The sequence below is a fragment of the Winogradskyella poriferorum genome, assembly GCF_050618035.1.
GTDB lineage: Bacteria > Bacteroidota > Bacteroidia > Flavobacteriales > Flavobacteriaceae > Winogradskyella > Winogradskyella poriferorum_A.
The window spans coordinates 375,254-392,729 of sequence record NZ_JBODPY010000002.1 but is presented as its reverse complement, the minus strand read 5'-3'; the positions used below and the strand labels follow the sequence as shown (position 1 = coordinate 392,729).

Annotated in this window: 15 protein-coding genes; 7 read left to right on the top strand and 8 right to left on the bottom strand. The window is 34.3% G+C overall.

The genetic code is table 11. The annotated features are described in order from the left end of the window. Positions 1-6: 6 nt before the first annotated feature. Genes ACRHOC_RS06580 through ACRHOC_RS06565 form a run of 4 tightly spaced genes read left to right on the top strand, consistent with a single transcriptional unit; the run spans position 7 to position 3,153 of the window. Positions 7-831, top strand: coding sequence for a sulfurtransferase (locus ACRHOC_RS06580; RefSeq protein ID WP_431157793.1), 825 nt, complete (start codon positions 7-9; stop codon positions 829-831). Beyond that, the gene (locus tag ACRHOC_RS06575) at positions 828-1,163 is read left to right on the top strand and encodes a hypothetical protein (RefSeq protein ID WP_431157792.1); all 336 of its coding nucleotides are present in this window, start codon (positions 828-830) and stop codon (positions 1,161-1,163) included. The genes ACRHOC_RS06580 and ACRHOC_RS06575 overlap by 4 nt, the downstream gene beginning before the upstream one ends. Further along, the gene (locus ACRHOC_RS06570; protein WP_431157791.1) at positions 1,163-1,993 is read left to right on the top strand and encodes an N-formylglutamate amidohydrolase; all 831 of its coding nucleotides are present in this window, start codon (positions 1,163-1,165) and stop codon (positions 1,991-1,993) included. The genes ACRHOC_RS06575 and ACRHOC_RS06570 overlap by 1 nt, the downstream gene beginning before the upstream one ends. Then, positions 1,993-3,153 (top strand): flavohemoglobin expression-modulating QEGLA motif protein, encoded by a 1,161-nt coding sequence (locus tag ACRHOC_RS06565; protein WP_431157790.1) that lies wholly within the window; start codon positions 1,993-1,995, stop codon positions 3,151-3,153. Before ACRHOC_RS06570 ends, ACRHOC_RS06565 begins: the two co-directional genes overlap by 1 nt. Before the next feature lie 497 nt (positions 3,154-3,650). Here ACRHOC_RS06565 and ACRHOC_RS06560 read toward each other — a convergent pair whose 3' ends face one another. Together ACRHOC_RS06560 and ACRHOC_RS06555 are read right to left on the bottom strand one after the other, a co-directional pair. Continuing rightward, complete coding sequence (locus tag ACRHOC_RS06560) at positions 3,651-4,073, bottom strand: thiol-disulfide oxidoreductase DCC family protein (RefSeq protein ID WP_431157789.1); 423 nt, start codon at positions 4,071-4,073, stop codon at positions 3,651-3,653. 22 nt (positions 4,074-4,095) lie between these two features. Further along, a complete protein-coding gene (locus ACRHOC_RS06555; protein ID WP_431157788.1) occupies positions 4,096-5,976 on the bottom strand; it encodes a tetratricopeptide repeat protein in 1,881 nt (626 codons plus the stop codon). Positions 5,977-6,292: 316 nt separating this feature from the next. Between ACRHOC_RS06555 and ACRHOC_RS06550 the strand changes: the two genes are divergently transcribed. Further along, positions 6,293-7,954 (top strand): hypothetical protein, encoded by a 1,662-nt coding sequence (locus tag ACRHOC_RS06550; RefSeq protein WP_431157787.1) that lies wholly within the window; start codon positions 6,293-6,295, stop codon positions 7,952-7,954. Positions 7,955-8,067: 113 nt separating this feature from the next. Here the strand turns inward: ACRHOC_RS06550 and ACRHOC_RS06545 are convergent, their stop codons facing one another. Continuing rightward, positions 8,068-10,230: an endonuclease MutS2 gene (locus tag ACRHOC_RS06545; protein ID WP_431157786.1), complete on the bottom strand. Its 2,163-nt coding sequence runs from the start codon at positions 10,228-10,230 to the stop codon at positions 8,068-8,070. Positions 10,231-10,327: 97 nt separating this feature from the next. On the opposite strand from ACRHOC_RS06545, the gene ACRHOC_RS06540 reads away from it, so the two are divergent. Further along, positions 10,328-11,002: a uracil-DNA glycosylase gene (locus tag ACRHOC_RS06540; RefSeq protein ID WP_431157785.1), complete on the top strand. Its 675-nt coding sequence runs from the start codon at positions 10,328-10,330 to the stop codon at positions 11,000-11,002. 335 nt (positions 11,003-11,337) lie between these two features. On the opposite strand, the gene ACRHOC_RS06535 is transcribed toward ACRHOC_RS06540, so the two are convergent. From ACRHOC_RS06535 to ACRHOC_RS06515, 5 genes are read right to left on the bottom strand one after another with little or no spacing between them, the layout of a single operon-like run. Next, positions 11,338-12,192, bottom strand: coding sequence for a substrate-binding domain-containing protein (locus tag ACRHOC_RS06535; RefSeq protein WP_431157784.1), 855 nt, complete (start codon positions 12,190-12,192; stop codon positions 11,338-11,340). A 2-nt stretch (positions 12,193-12,194) separates the two neighbouring features. Beyond that, positions 12,195-13,067, bottom strand: a complete 873-nt coding sequence (locus tag ACRHOC_RS06530; protein ID WP_431157783.1) for a nucleoside phosphorylase — start codon at positions 13,065-13,067, stop codon at positions 12,195-12,197. Continuing rightward, entirely contained in the window at positions 13,057-13,998 is a 942-nt protein-coding gene (locus ACRHOC_RS06525; RefSeq protein WP_431157782.1) for a DUF1835 domain-containing protein, read from the bottom strand. The genes ACRHOC_RS06530 and ACRHOC_RS06525 overlap by 11 nt, the downstream gene beginning before the upstream one ends. A 5-nt stretch (positions 13,999-14,003) precedes the next feature. After that, positions 14,004-14,333, bottom strand: a complete 330-nt coding sequence (locus ACRHOC_RS06520) for a translation initiation factor (protein WP_431157781.1) — start codon at positions 14,331-14,333, stop codon at positions 14,004-14,006. Between the two features lies 1 nt (position 14,334). Continuing rightward, complete coding sequence (locus ACRHOC_RS06515) at positions 14,335-15,285, bottom strand: isopenicillin N synthase family dioxygenase (protein ID WP_431157780.1); 951 nt, start codon at positions 15,283-15,285, stop codon at positions 14,335-14,337. Positions 15,286-15,431: 146 nt separating this feature from the next. Between ACRHOC_RS06515 and ACRHOC_RS06510 the strand changes: the two genes are divergently transcribed. Continuing rightward, complete coding sequence (locus ACRHOC_RS06510) at positions 15,432-17,432, top strand: alpha-ketoacid dehydrogenase subunit alpha/beta (protein WP_431157779.1); 2,001 nt, start codon at positions 15,432-15,434, stop codon at positions 17,430-17,432. The last annotated feature ends 44 nt before the right edge of the window (positions 17,433-17,476 follow it).

Sequence of the window (17,476 nt, the reverse complement as noted above, 5' to 3'; positions counted from 1 at the left end):
GACGCCATGAGCAAGCCGATTACATCTATTCCTGAATTAGTTACTGTAGATTGGTTGCTTGAGCATCTTAATCATGATAATTTAATTGTTCTAGATGCTACAATTAGTAAAATAATCAACGAGGATTCGGAAAGTATTTCTGGTGCTAGATTTTTTGATATCAAAGGACAGTTTAGTGATTTAAACGCTACATTTCCTAGTACCTTACCCAAAGCCACTCAATTTGAAGAACAAGCCCAGTTACTCGGTATAAATCAATCGTCATTTATTGTTGTATATGACGAAAAAGGTATCTATTCTTCTGCAAGAGCATGGTGGTTGTTAAAGGCTTTTGGCCATAAACATGTTGCGGTTTTAGATGGAGGTCTTCCGGAATGGTTAGAGCGCAATTATCCTGTTTCCATATTAGATCAATCTTCAGTAAAAAGAGGGAATTTTAAAGCCTACTATAGACCTAATTGTATTGTTGATTTCTCAGGTATACAAGAATGTATTAGTAAACCAGAGGTGGTCATTTTGGATGCGAGATCAAAAGACCGTTTTTTAAGCTTAGTTGATGAACCTCGAAAAGGGTTGAGACGCGGCCATATACCTGGTTCGAGGAGTTTGCCTTATACAGAATTACTCCATGATAATAAATTGAAACCAGTTAATGAACTTTCAACTTTCTTTAATACATTAGTAAAAGCGGAAAAACGATTAGTCTTTAGCTGTGGCTCTGGTATTACAGCTTGCATATTGGCACTAGGTGCAAAACTTTGTGATTACGATGACATAGCAGTTTATGATGGCTCATGGACCGAATATGGGACTTTAATAAATAAAGAATGAAAACAATTGACTGGACACGTGATGAACTTGTGGCTTACATCTTATTGTTTGCTGCCAATTCCGATTTTAAAGAGGATAATAAGGAACGTAATGTCATTATCTCTAAGGTAGATATGAATACCTTTCAAGAGATTCATAATGAGTTTAATAGTGATAATGACTACCAAGGGATTCAAAAAATAATGACAAGCCTTAGGCAACATAATTATGATAAAGATGATATTGAACTCTTATTGGCTGATATAAAGACCCTATTCTTTGCAGATGGTAAATTTAATATCAATGAACGTAACCTGCTAAAATCACTCGAACGCTTATTTAAAACATTATAATGGAAAGACTTTCCGTAGAGGCTATCATTGCTAAAATTGAGGCAGAAGAACAGTTTCATGCCGTAGCTGACGATTATTCATTTACTTTAAAATTAGAAGCGTATGTGCCATATGTTTGCGGCGCAGTACACGATGGGCATCAATTTAGAAAATCACTTTGGGACAATTGTCTGCACACCGAATATGAACGTTGGTATGAAGAAGATCCTGAAACTAAGAATATGGTCATTTCGCACCCTATTTTAATTGCAGGTTGTGATTCGAGATTTGAGTATGATCTTAATCGTTTTCCTGAAGATGCTGTTTTTGAAACAGCTTGGGGCAAACAACTTTGGAAATCACCATTAGAAGAATCGGAGAAGAACAAAAGTCTAGAAAAGCATGCCAACTTCTATAAAGTTGTAAAAGCATTAATAACAAAAATCGAATCCAAATTTGGGATTTGTATTGTTTACGATATGCATAGTTATAATTGGCAACGTTGGGATAGGGAAGTGCCAACATGGAATCTTGGCACATCCAATGTAGATAATGACCGTTTTGGTGCGCAAATTGAATCTTGGCGTGAGATGCTCTCCCAGATTGTTCTGCCACACCAAATAAAACAAACGGCAGCTATAAATAATACCTTCTATGGTAACGGATATTTCTTGAGATTCATTACCAATACTTTTAAAAATACCTTAGTTTTGGCGACTGAAATTGCGAAGGTGTATTGCGATGAGATTAATCAGATCAATTATCCTGAAGTTGTGGCTTCTGTCGAAGAACAATTGAGAACACTTATTCCGAAACACGCAGAGCAATTTTACAATACATTTAAGGATTAATGCCAAGGATAACAACAACCGAAGAATTTCAGGATTTATTTGATATCGACGCTAATCTTAATCGATTAGTCAAAAACATCGAATTGCTCAATTATATCAATCCTTTAAATATTGCTTCGGAAAAGAAAAAGTTCTATTCGGCAAAATACAATTATGAGCCTCAGTTTAAATATCCTAAGATCCGTTTTAATGGTTACAAATTACATCGCCTTTTCTTTTCACAACGGCTTGAGCGAATTGAAGATGATGCTATCCGTCAATTATATGAGGATATCATTTATGAATACTCCGGCTTAATTGAGTGTATAGAGACCATTGGTCAGGGTAGAAAATTCTATTTTAATAGTTTAAAGAGCTTCGGTACACCAACGGAAAAAGACATTGAAAATGCAACCTTTATTTTGCGTTTTGATGATTCTGATTTTAATGAGGAGATGTTACCAATGTACAATGCCACAGAAGCACGTGATTATTTTGATGAATTTTCTAAGCGTTATGATTTTAAGTACAACATAAAGATTTCTAATAATCTTTCTGCGGCAGCAATGGTCCTTAATAATACCCAAACCTTAGTACTGCGAAAAAGTCATAAGTACAGTCTTAACCAATTAAAGGTACTTGCTAATCATGAAATTGGTGTGCATATGGTAACTACCTTTAACGGATTAGAACAACCGCTTAAAGTATTTTCTAATGGTTTCCCTAATAATGTAGAAACACAAGAAGGATTAGCTGTTTATTCTGAGTTTATGAGTGGTTGCCTAACTATAGAACGTTTAAAGGAGCTTGCTTTTAGAGTAATTGCCGTAGATAGTCTTCATAAAGGATATAGTTTTTCTGATACCTTTCATCTCTTACATAGTCAGCATAAACTCAATAGAGATAAAGCCTTTGCCATAACATTGCGTGTGCATAGAGGAGGAGGGTTTACCAAAGACCATTTGTATTTACGCGGTATTAGAAACGTCTATAAATACGCAAAAGCTGGCGAGGATTTAGGTGTGCTTTTAACAGGAAAGGTAAGTCAGGAGTATATAGCAACCATTAATAAGCTGCAAGCACTTGGACTTGCTATTGCACCAAAGTATTTTACGGATGCCTATATCAATAATGATAATACCGATCCTAATCTAGACTTTATTCTTAAGAGTTTAAAATAGCAATAAAAAACCCCAAAGCTAGAGTTTCGGTCTATCATCATCAATGATACTAATTGCAGGTTAGACTTGTCTCCAATTAGAATTCAACTTCTTCCTAATTAACTGAAATTAGGGTTGAACTAACATATTCTTGCTTTGAGGTTTGATTAATTACTAAGCTTAAAACCATTACTAAAAAAGCTTAAATCTAATTTATTGCGCATTCATAAGATTGAAAACCCATATTGAGTGAAACATCACTTTGAATTCGTAAAAGTGGTCGCTCATAGAAGATTTTTGCGTTTTTATTTTTTTTATCAGAAGTTCTTACGGTACAACGAGTTTTTTTCAAACAACCTTGAGTCTTGGCTTATTTTTGAGTCATCAAAACAAATGTGCTATTAATCATAATGTTGATTCCCTCATTCAACATTTTTTGAAATTTTGTTTAGATTCAATAGTTTTAAGTAAGTTGTTAATTTAAAAAAGCCTTTTAGTATTCGTCCTAAAAGGCTTTTTTACGCCATAAATTTAGCTTGAAGCTCTGGTGTTGGAATCATACAAGCGTCTTTCTTACCAAACCACTTATAGCGATTTCTTGCAATGAAATCATATATCCAATTACGTATACCAGTAGGTACTATAAAGAAAATAGACATTAGCGTGTTTGGGAATTTTAATTGCTTTGCAATGCGAAGTGCTGCCGTTGATTTGCTATATATGCGATGTGCTTTCGGATCAAACAACAATATAGAATCGGTCTGTAGAACGTCTATATTAAAGGCATTAATAATTTCTTGACCTATTTCGCTCTGTAGTGGTGCAAACAGAAATTGATTTTTAGTATCGTTTTTTATAACATATAGCACACTGCTGTTGCAGAGGTTGCAAACACCATCAAAAAGAATAAGTTGCTTGGATTTTGGAATTGATGCTATCACCTTGCAAAGTTACGTCATATCCTTATAGCGTATTTAAAAATTGCGTTAAATCCATATCCTTATCAATATCTAGTTTCTTCTTTAAGCGATATTTAGATTTAAGTACACTGTCTGGTAAGACATTAAGCATGGAAGCGATTTCTTTCGTAGTTAAATTCATTCGTAAAAAAGACGCTAGCCTAATTTCCTTTTCAGTAATATCAGTAGCCAAAGCTTTAATCTTTTGGTCAAAATTATTATGAACCTCTGAAAAGTAGGATTTAAAGACTTCCCAATCTTTGTCTTCAGCGCTTTCTTTTTTAAGAAGCATCACCAATCGTCTAAATTCAACCTTCAAGAGTTCAGGTGATTTTTTAATTTTTTCAAGGTTTTCCTTAAGCTCTTGAATAAATGTATTTTTTTGAACTAAATGCAAGGTCTGTGAGGCGAGTTCTTTCTTTTTAAATGCAATTTCTTGTTTATAGATTTCTTCTTGCTTTTCACGCTCAATCTTGTTCTTCTTAATGCGCTGACGAAAGCCAAAAAGTAGTAATCCCGAAGTTAATAAGCCTGCAACAGCACCACCACCATATAAGAGTTTTGTGAGCTTATCATTTTCTGCTTGCACATTTAGAGTTTTAATTTCCTCATTCTGTAAAGATATTTGTGCTTCTTTCTTTTCAGTATCGTAAATGGTCTTTAGTTCTTCGACAGCCTTTATTTTTTCGATATTGTAAATAGAATCATTGATTTTCTCGCTTTCCTTATAGTTTAATAGTGCGTCATTATAAAGGTTCATTTTTTCTAGTGCCAGTGACCTATCTAAATAAGTGGCTCTTAATACGTTTGGTAATTTTATTTTCTTTGAAATGTTGATACTCTGATCATAACACTCAATGGCTTTGGCATATTCGTTTTTCTTGTGGTATGATTTGCCTAAATGTTGAAGTGTTGTTGCTTCATTTGCTAAGGATCCTATAGATTTCCATAACTCATACCCTTTTTTGAGATGGCTAATGGACTGGTTGTAGTTTTGTCTTTTATACTCAAGACTTCCTAAGTTCTTATATATTCTAGCAATATTTGGTTTGTATTTTAGTTTTTCTGAAAGTTCTAAAGACGCTTTGAGATTTTTCTCTGCATCTTCGTAATTACCCAGATTAATTTGAGAATAAGCCATAAAATTTAAAGCCTGGGCTTTATTTTTAATATTATTGACTTTGTCATAATAGGATATACTTTCTTTATAGGTTTCAATAGCCTTAGTATTATCTTCTGTTAAATTGTACAGTCTACCAATTTGTAATAAATCGTCTGCAATTCTAAAATTATCACCCAATGCTTTATGACCTTCAAGTGCTTTATTGCTTTCTATTAATCCAATTTTAAAGTAGCCCTCTGTCATGGCAATTTTACCATTAATAAGATAGGCATTACAAAGATGTAGCGTATCCTTATATTTCTTAAAAACAGGAATATTCATTTCCATTATAGCTTTGGCTTTATCGGCATTTCCCTGGTAATGTTCTGTAATGCCTATGTTATGTCTTATTACTGCGGCTCGAAGTGTGTCTTGAAGTTGAAGATATTTATCTACAGAATTATTTAGATTGGACATGGCAGAATCTATCTGTCCTAAGCCATAGAAATAGTTTGCCTTTTGAGCATATAATTTAGCCAAGCCTCTTTTATTTTCTGAATTGGAATATAAAAGTTCAGCTTTTTTGAGGTATGCGTTGGTCTTTTCTTGATCGTTATACATCGTAAGATTTGAAAGCTGTAAATAGGAATTGGCTTGAATTGAATCAACCTTTGTGTTTTCTATTATGTTAATTAAGCTGTCTATTTTTTTCTCAATGCTCTGTGACAATACAGGAATGGAAGCAAGAAATAATAGCAGTGTTAAACATGATTTGTAATTCATAATACCTGGTTTGATTTATAACAAAATAAAATTAGACAATTTATTACTGCGTATAACACATATATATGGGGTTGGAAACTTAAAAACAGGGCCAGTCTATACTTTGTCCATACCTTCTTAAAAAACATAAACATCATAAAGTATTGATATACAGGTAAATAAATTAATTTGTTAATCATTCGATTTTAAGTAATTCTATGCTTTAAAACCCCTCATTTTCGTGGCTAGTCCATAGTTTGTCCATACTGTAATTTAGATTTGACACCTACACACGTCTAATTTTGACTCAGAAACAATTCGCAAAAATTTAAGTATTATGAAAACAGTTATTAAAAATTTACAACGTATTACAATGTGTGCTTTACTATTTGTCTTATTAGGATGTAGTGAAGATGATGAAACAAATCCTGGAACTGGTGATGGCGAAATAGTCGAATTAAGTGGTATCACGGAAGATGAACTCGACAATTATCGAGGAGATATCGGAATAAGTATAGATGTTAGAGGTTTGATAAAGAAAGGGTATAACCCTGTAAAGGCAATTTTGGATTTTGATGCAACAACAGGGAATTATGATCGAGAACTTGCAATAGATCCATTTACTAATATTGTGCAATATTCACTCAGTGTAGAAGATCTATCTACAGATGCAGAGGATGAATTAAGAAATGGAGTGCCATTAAATGTTTCTATACTCGATGAGAATGACTCAGAAATTATTTCAGAATCTTATAGTATTTTGACTTTAGAAGAAAACGGTAACGATGTCCATATCGATGGAAACCAGTTAGAGTATAACAATGTAGAATTAGCGTTTAAGCTAGAAATGCCACATTTTTTACAAACTGTTGACGCTAATGGTAATTATGGCACAAATGCAGTAGAAAAACCTGCTGGTGCTGTAACGACAAGTACATTGTTATTTGAAGATTATTCAGAATTTAAAGCTACATGGTCAAACCACCAATACTATTTTTATAAATATCCAAATGAGGAGAATGTGTTTTCTATTTGGAGTAAGCAAACTAATAGGTATTTACAGATTAGTAATGAGCAATTTACTTTTAGACAAAATGGTAGTGCGATTCATCCTGATGGTATACAAAATAACACTCTTGGTGATGATTATAAATTTAAAATAAAAAGAGAGGACAATGGTTTATACACTATAAGACGTTATAGTACAAATGAGCCTTTAAGACGAAGACCAAATGGTGATGGTTTATTATATTGGATAGCCTACCCACTCGAGCAATATGAGATTCAATATTTTAGAATATTGGCTTTAGACGTTCAATGGGATTTTCAAGAACTTGATACGAAATTTTTAAATCCGATTTTACCATCAGTGGATACTTCATTTGGCTTTAATAGCACGTTATTAAACTGTGGTAATGGAAATTTATCTCAAGAAGTAGGTATAGAACAAGAGGTTACTACTTCACGAACAGTTGGATGGGAAGAGTCCATTTCAATTAGTTCTAGAGAAGAGTTCGGTAGCTCTGTTACTGTTGGCGTAGAAGCAGAAGCTAATTTCTTTGGAGGAACTGTAACGACTAATGCTGAAGCTACAGCTTCTTATAACTTCTCCCAAGAAGTAACTTCTTCACAATCTCAATTTGAAGAGATGGGTTCTGAAGAAACAAACTCATACTTTTCTCTCCGTACTGTCACTGTTCCTTCTGGAAGTGCATCTTTGGTCTATGATGCTTACCAGACTTATTCGAATGTTAAAGTACCTTTTGTAAAACGGTTTAGAATATTTGCAAATCAGATGGACCCAGCAAACAATAATGCATATGTTGGAAATCTTTCTGGGAACGAAATAGCAACTCAATTTAGAGTTACCAATTTTAGAGGAACGATAACTGAAATTGGGTCAGATTACATTGAGGTTACGCTTCGAGGTACTACTGTTTTAGACAATATGGTACATACTCAAAGTGAGATACGAGATGTTGCAGCGGATTGTAACTAATATTGCTAGCAATTCTAAAAGCGGTGGTTCATTCTACCGCTTTTTTTGTTTTTAACAATAACAGAAATCTATATTATTCCTAAAGCGTATATAAAAATTGCGTTAAATCCAAGTTATTTTGCATTAACCAATTCTAAAAGATCAAGACTTACGTTTGTTGTGAATAAGCCATAGTTTACTGTGGCTTTTCCTTTTTCAATTTCATCAATGGTACCCACAGCTTTTCCATCGTGCATACGAACACGATTACCAACTTTTAAAATAGGCTTTGGTGGTTCTACAATTTCCACTTTTTTCTTTTGAGCCTTTTTCTTTTTTCGAATAGCTTCTACTTTTTTATTAGCTTCTTCTTTGATTTGCTTTTCTTTAGCTTTCTCTGCCCGCTTTTGCTTTGCTGAGATTTTTTTACGCTTCGCATTTTCAATCTGAACAAGTCTAAATAGTTCTGACATCAGCTCACGTTTACGTTTATTATCAAAATACTTCTCAGCTAAGTCATTGACTTTCTGTCCTAAATAAATAAGCCTTTGGTTACTATCGTATAGTTCTTGAAAGCTTTCTAATTTTCTTTGAATCTTAGCATTTGTTTTCTCAAGCTTTTCAGCCTCTGAGAGCTTCTTCTTCTCATTTTCTTTGAGAGAACGTTCTGTGCGCTCTAACTTACTGCGTTCCTTTTGCAGTTTGGCAATGGTCGCATCAAACCTCACCTTACCACGTTCAATCTTCTTTTTAGACTTATTTATTAAACTATAAGGAATCCCATTTTTTTGAGCAACCTCAAAGGTGAAAGAGCTACCTGCTTGTCCTGTTACCAGCTTAAACATCGGCTCTAAGCTTTTTTCATTAAAAAGCATATTCGCATTTTGCATGTGCGGAAGCTCGTTAGCTAAGAGCTTCAAATTAGAATAGTGAGTGGTTATTATGCCATAAGCCTTACGATCATAAAAGACTTCTAAAAAAGTTTCTGCTAAGGCACCGCCTAATTCGGGATCACTACCTGTTCCAAATTCATCAATTAAGAATAAGGTTTTTGAATTACACTTTTTAAGAAAGTAATTCATTTGTTTAAGGCGATAACTGTAAGTACTTAGATGGTTTTCTATTGATTGGTTATCACCAATATCGCTTATGATTCGCTCAAATAGACAAACTTTACTGCGCTCATGCACAGGAATAAGAATGGCACTTTGCAACATAGTTTGCAATAGACCAACAGTCTTTAGTGTAATACTTTTACCTCCAGCATTAGGGCCTGATATTACAATTATTCTGTTGCTTTCATTAAGGCTAATTGATTGAGGGAAGGTCTTTATTCCCTTTTCCTTGTTGGTTAAGTAGAGTAGTGGGTGGTATGCATCTATTAATTCAACTTCACGATTATCAACTATTTCTGGTAATATAGCGTTAAGGCTTCTTGCATATTTAGCCTTAGCCGAAATGAGATCAATCTTTATTAAGAATGCTTGGTAGTCATTAAGTAGTGGCAAAAACAGCCTTATATAATCTGTGAGCTCCTTTAATATCTTAATGACTTCTTCCTTTTCTTCATACAACAAGTTATTAAGCTCTCTTGTATATTGTAAAGTTGTTTCTGGCTCGATGTAGACGATACTACCGGTTTTGCTTCCGCCCATTATAGCACCTTTTACCTTACGTCGGTACATAGCTTTTACGGCCAGAACACGTCTGTTTTCTACAACAGATTCTCTAATATCATCTAGATAATCTAGACCATGATATCTGTTTAAAGCTGAAGAAAAACTACTGTTTATTTTACTCTTTAACTTGTTTATTTCACGACGTAATTCAGATAATTGAGGAGAGGCGTCGTCTTTAATATCTCCAAATCTGTCTACCACAGCATCAACCTGATCAATAATTCCTGTGGTTATCTCAATGTGTTGACTGTACTGACCAAGTTTGGTGTAATAATCTTTAAACTTGTCGAGAAACTTCACAATGCTATTAACCGTCAAGGATATACTTACCAGTTTTTGTAAACTTGGGACCTCTAAATACGTATTTTCAATAGTAAGGAGTTTTAATTCTTTACTTATAGAATCAAATCCATGATTAGGTATTCTATTATCATTCTCAAAGGAGGATAGATATTCATTAACATAATCTAATTCACGAAGAAGCTGTGCTTCAACCTCAATTGGAAGCACAGATAGAACAGCCTCTTTACCCAAAGGGGTAATGGCATATTCTTTAATTTGCTCCAAAACCAAATCGAACTCAAGGTCCTTTAAGGTCTTTTCGTGAATTTTTATCATCTATAGGTTTGAATTAAAAATGCAAATTTAAGTGAAAAGGAGAGATAAGCCTAATTGCTTCTATTACTGTATATGTGTATTTTTAGCAAAAAAACAGATGGACGTCGATATTGAGAATTCTTGGAAAAATCATTTAATCGAAGAATTTGAAAAACCCTATTTTCAAAACTTGGTAAATTTCGTTAAGTACGAATACTCAAATCACACCTGTTATCCAAAGGGGAAGGATATTTTTAATGCATTTAATCATTGTCCTTTTGACAAAACGAAAGTTGTGATTATTGGTCAAGATCCCTATCATGGCCCAAATCAAGCCAATGGTCTGTGTTTTTCTGTTAAGGACGGTATTTCGCATCCACCATCTCTTCGGAATATTTTAATAGAATTAGAAAACGATGTAAACAATGCTTATCCCAAAAGTGGAAATCTAATGGCATGGGCAGATCAAGGCGTTTTATTATTAAATGCTACCTTAACTGTAAGGGCTCATAACGCTAGAAGTCACCAACGACAAGGTTGGGAACAATTTACAGATCACGTGATTAAACTTCTAAATGATAAGAAGGATAATATCGTTTTTCTCTTGTGGGGCGGTTATGCCAAAAAGAAAAAGAAACTCATAGACCATCAAAAACACTTCATTTTAGAAACGGGTCATCCGTCTCCATTAAGTGCAAATAGAGGCTACTGGTTTGGTAACAAGCATTTTAGTAAAACTAACTCCCTGTTGCAGCAAGCTGGCCTGTCTGGAGTTGAGTGGTCACTAAAGTAGGTTTTTCGTTTCTAATGATTTGCGGCTTTTTATTTCTTGAATTTGTTTTAGTCTTGTTACAACTAAAAAATAAAAGCAAGAAATTTATCGCAATCCCGAAACTTAAAATCAGAGTAATTGTTAATAGCATATTATTCTGTTTTAACGGTTTATAGCTTAGATTGGACTGGTCAAATATAGATAAATAATCCATATATACACATTTTAGACCCAAGTATTAGCTAATTGTCACCTAAAAAACCGACATATTTTGTGTATTTCGTCGAATTTATCATGCATTTAAACGGAAATAATTGAAAATATCGTAAAATAAGAGTGATTTTATTAGGGTATTATCATAAAATTGTTATCAATTCTGAATATTTCGCTTTTCTTGGTATAATTTCCAAATTTCGCAGTTTTTGTTGCACATTTTCCACTGTTTTTTCATCAATAACGGACTGAGACCACTCTGTTATGGACAACCAATCTTGTACATCTTCAAGTTTTTGGTCGTAACGATTCGCAATTGTTTTGTCTATGCTTGGAATAGATTTAAAGTCCATAGTTGTGTTATTTATGATATTTAAAATGGTTTGGAGTTCACCATAATTATTCTCAATAAATTCTTCTCTTACAGCAATCACAAAACAAGGCCAAGGCGATGGACAATCTCCAACCCGTCTAAATGTACCATCATCCACTAAAGGTTTCGTTGTAAATTTTTCCCACATAAAATAATCTGCAACGCCATTTGTTAAACCCTCAACAGCACCATCGAGGTTTTTTATGACCTCAAAATTTAAGTCATTATCTAAATCCCAGTTGTTTTGCTCTGCGTTAATGTAAGCCATTAGGTGTGATCCGGACCCATATCTACTTATAGCGGCTTTGGTTCCTTTTATTTCATCTATTGTTTGATAACTAGATTTACTGCTTACATGAATGCCCCAAATTAATGGTGTGCTCACAAAAGTCTGAACAATTTTAGATGGATTACCTGCTATAATGTCTTTAATAATGCCTTCAGTAAGAATTACTGCAATATCAATTTCTTCAGACCTTAATCCTTTGCACATAGCACCAGTACCACCATAATAGTCGTGCCATCTTAGATTAATACCTTCCTTTTTGTATTCTCCATTTTTAAGGGTTAGATACCATGCAAGATTAAAGTGCTCTGGGACACCACCAATATTTACTTTGATCATAACTAGATATTCACAATACGCTCTAAAGCAAAAAGAATTAATTTTTCAACAGTGTCCTTTGGATTTTTACTGAAGTCACCTGTTGCTCGGTTGGCGATAATGGCATTAAGAGATAAGGCCTCATGTCCTAATAATTTAGATAAGCCATAAATAACAGAAGTCTCCATTTCAAAGTTGGTAATTCTAAAATCCTTGTAATTAAAATTATCTAACTTAGAATTTAACGATTCATCATGTAAAGGTAGTCTTAGAACACGACCTTGAGGACCATAAAAACCACCAGCTGTTCCGGTCATACCTTTATGAACTTTAGTGTTTTCAAAATAGCGCTCTAGGTATTTACTGTTATTTATGATAATAGGCCTAGCCTTATTGATGTCCCAATTGGTATGAACAATAAATGCATCTTCGATCTCAGGATTACTGATTCCGCTAATTTGATAAAAGTGGAGCATTCCATTTAAATCTAGACCATGTGTACTCATTACAAATGAATCTACAGGAATATCAGGTTGTAGAGATCCAGAAGTACCTATCCTAATGATATTTAAACTTGTTAGATTAACTTTTGGTTTTCTGGTATTCAAATCTATGTTTACCAAAGCATCTAGTTCATTAAGCACAATATCTATATTATCTGGACCAATACCAGTAGATATAACGGTTATTCTTCTATCCTTATAATAACCAGTTTGTGTTTTGAATTCGCGTTTTTGAGTGCTAAACTCTATACTATCAAAGTACTTTGTAATGCGTTCAACCCGATCTTGGTCACCAACAAAGATGATGGTATCCGATATATCGTCGGGTTTAAGATTAAGATGGTAAACACTGCCATCTGGATTCAATATGAGTTCTGAGTCTTTAATTGACATGCATTACTGTTTTAATCAGCTTATTTTCATCTACACTGAATTGATATTCGAGACGGTTTACACCACCATAGCTCATATCATTGTTAACTTCAGAGGCATAATTATATCTACGTAACAAGGCTTCATGGCCTTTACGGTTTAGATTTATACCATCTTCTGTAACCTCATAAAATATTGAAAGTCTGTCGATGATCCTTTTTAGTTGAAGATCTCCAAAGCCATAAAAACCTTGATAGTTGAGACTGTAACCTAATAAGTGATGCTCTGAATTTATTTGGTTATCTCTTATTATTCTTAGAATGTTATCCTCAAGTACGCTAAGACCACTTTTTTGATGTGGAAAACGCTTTAAATGTGCCTTAAGACAATTGCTCATATATTTAAAACTAGATTTTGTAACGATGTAAGGCTTCAATATATTATGATCTTTACCGCAATAAGTGCGCCATAGAGCTACAGTTAAATCCTTGTCTTCTTTGGTTAATAAGACCCTATTGTTATAATGATGTTCTATCTGCGCTGGACTCAATTCTGCAAGTCCTTTTAAATTCTTTTCACCCTCAACACGACCGCTACAAATTAAATATATAGGTTTATCAATTTCTTTTTGGTGTAATAAGTTCATTACGCCAATGAGATTAATATGACAAAAAAGATCATATTCAAACCATAAATTGATTTCCTCATACTGATCAACATTATCCAGTTTGGAAAGTTCTTTTTTAAGGTCATTAGAATCTACTTCAATATCGTAGTAAGCTCTCAAAAAGTTTGCTCGTAATTCAAAGAATTCATCGGAGTCTATTTTTGGAATTGTTGGGCCTTCACATAGCATTTCTTGCCAAGTGAGAATATCATCCTTAAAATCCAGTTCACGTAAATAATCCGTGAGTACATTTCCGTTTGTTATATGCAAACATGATTTTTTCATATGTTTTAACCTCCTACACGTTTAACTTTAAATCCTTTTGCTTTAAGGATATCCATTATTTTATCTCTGTAATCTCCTTGAATAATGATTTTATCATCTTTAAAACTACCACCAACACTAAGTTTTGATTTTAGTTCTTTGGCTAATTTCTTAAAATCTTCCGTTGCACCATTGTAACCATCTAAAATCGTTGTTGGTTTACCTTTACGTTTTTCGTATTTACAAAGTATGGGCTCCTCTTGTAACCAAATGTCGCTCTCAACTTTATCGTCTTTGCTGTCATCTTCGGGCTTATGATCAGGAAAGAGTTGTTGCAGCTGATCTCTTAAATCCATATTATTTTTTAATCAGGCCAAGTTCTACCAAGCGCTCATTTAAGAATTCACCAGCAGTAATATCATTATACCGCTTTGGATTATCCTCATCAACACAACTATCTAATACATCTAATTTCATTTCACTTATAGGATGCATAAAGAAGGGAATCGAATAACGCGATGTGCCCCAAAGTTCACGTGGAGGATTTACAACTCGATGTATTGTAGATTTTAATTTGTTATTGGTATGACGCGATAACATGTCACCAACATTTATCATAAGTTCGTCTGGTTCTGCAATGGCATCAATCCATTCACCATCGTGTCGTTGTACTTGTAATCCTCGTCCTTGTGCACCCATTAATAATGTGATAAGATTAATGTCGCCATGTGCTGCGGCTCTAACGGCATTATTAGGTTCTTCTAAAATAGGAGGATAGTGGATTGGTCTGAGAATAGAGTTACCATTGTGGATATAATTATCGAAATATTTTTCTTCGAGATCCAAATGAAGTGCAAGTGCTCTCAATACATATTTAGCTGTTTTTTCGAGCATTTGATAAGTCTCTTTACCAACTTTATTGAATTCTGGAAGCTCACTTACCGTTACATTGTCTGGGTATTCTTTTTTGCGCTCTTCATCATCTTCTACATACTGCCCAAAATGCCAAAACTCTTTAAGATCTCCTTCTTTTTTACCTTTAGCACTTTCTTTACCAAAAGATACATAACCTCTTTGGCCACCAATTCCTGGTATTTCATAGCCTCTTTTCACGTCAACTGGTAAGCTGAAGAATTTCTTAACTTCAGAATAAAGTCTATCCACTAATTCGTCGTCTAAGAAATGGCCTTTTAGCGCTACAAAGCCAATCTCTTCGTAGGCTTTGCCAATTTCAGCAATGAACTTTTGTTTTCGATCAGGATCATTAGAAACAAAATCCTTAAGATCTACACTGGGAATTCTATCCATTAAATAAATTTTAAATTTTATTAAATATACAAATCTAACGAAAATAAGGCCAAATTATTAAGTCTGATTTATTGACAATTCGAAGGATATTCTTTAGATGTTGCATCAAATTTATTTACATTTGAGACAATCATAAATGCGTATATATGCCCACGATTTCCAAGAGCAATATCAGTTACGATAAAAGAGATTTAACGGATAAGACACTTCTTCGGTTGTATTACAATATGTTGAGGCCTCGATTGATTGAGGAAAAAATGCTGATTTTGCTTCGTCAAGGGAAAATTTCAAAATGGTTTTCTGGTATTGGGCAAGAAGCAATCGCTGTAGGTGTGACTATGGCATTAAAGCCAAGTGAGTATATATTACCAATGCATCGTAATCTAGGTGTCTTTACAACGCGTCAAATTCCATTACATCGTCTATTCTGTCAGTGGCAAGGAAAAGCCAGTGGTTTCACAAAAGGTAGGGATCGGTCTTTTCATTTTGGTTCTCAAGATTATAATATCGTTGGTATGATTTCTCATCTTGGTCCACAATTAGGTGTTGCAGACGGTATAGCGCTTTCCAATTTACTGAATAAAAATGGACAGGTTACTGCAGTTTTTACTGGTGAAGGTGGTACGAGTGAAGGAGACTTTCATGAAGCTTTAAATGTAGCTTCGGTTTGGCAGTTGCCTGTCATTTTCTGTATTGAGAACAACGGTTATGGTCTTTCAACACCAACAAATGAGCAATACAGATGTAAGCACCTGGCAGATCGTGGTAAGGGTTACGGGATAGAGTCCTTTATTTTAGATGGTAACAATATCATTGAAACGTATACGAAGGTTAAAAAACTTTCAGAAAGCATAAGGAAACGGCCACGTCCAATTTTAATAGAATTTAAAACATTCAGAAGACGCGGTCATGAGGAAGCAAGTGGAACAAAGTATGTTCCGAAGGAATTGATGGAGGAGTGGGAAGCAAAAGATCCTATTGAAAACTTCAGAAGTTATTTATTTAGCAAGAAGATTTTAACGCAAGAAATAGACGAGAAATACAATCAAGAAATAAAAGCAGATATAGATAGTTCCTTAGAGTCTGCTTTTGCCGAAGAACCAATAATACCCAATGAAAGTGAAGAGTTAGGTGATGTGTTTAAAAACTTTGATTATCAAGACTATAAGCACGGAAATAAGACTAAAGAGCTACGTTTAGTAGATGCCATATCTGAGAGCTTAAAACAGTCTATGGAAAAGCACAAGAATCTTGTTATTATGGGACAAGATATAGCCGAGTATGGTGGTGTTTTTAAGATAACCGAAGGATTCGTAGATCAGTTTGGAAAAGAACGTGTTCGTAATACACCCATTTGTGAATCGGCAATTGTAGAAGCAGGAATGGGCTTATCTATAGCAGGTATGAAGGCTATCGTTGAAATGCAATTTTCTGATTTTGTGACCTCTGGTTTTAATCCTATCGTTAATTATTTAGCAAAATCTCATTACAGATGGCAACAACATGCCGATGTAGTTGTTCGCATGCCTTGTGGTGCCGGAGTTGGTGCAGGACCGTTCCACTCACAAACTAATGAGGCTTGGTTCACCAAAACACCTGGTCTAAAGGTAGTTTACCCTGCTTTTCCTTATGATGCCAAAGGACTTTTGGCTACAGCAATCAATGATCCTAATCCAGTTCTATTTTTTGAGCATAAAGCACTTTATAGAAGTATACGTCAAGAGGTACCAACAGACTACTACACATTACCCTTTGGTCAAGCGAGTCGTTTAAGTGAAGGCGATACCGTTAGTATAATCACCTACGGAGCAGGCGTTCATTGGGCGTTAGAGCTTATGGATAAGCACAAGGATGTTTCAATAGATTTATTAGATCTAAGAACTTTAAATCCGTTGGATAAAGAAGCAATTATAGCATCCGTAAAACGTACTGGCAAAGTGCTTTTATTACAAGAGGATTCATCTTTTGGAGGTATTTGTAGTGATATTAGCGCCATGATTATGGAAGAATGCTTTGAGTTTTTAGATGCACCAGTGAAGCGCGTAATGAGTTTGGATACACCTATTCCTTTTGCAAGCCAATTAGAAGATCAATATTTGGCCAAGTCTAAATTGGAGAATGCCTTAATAGAACTTGCAAACTATTAATAGCTTCCACTTAACTTTCTCAGCGCCAGTTACATCGAAAAATA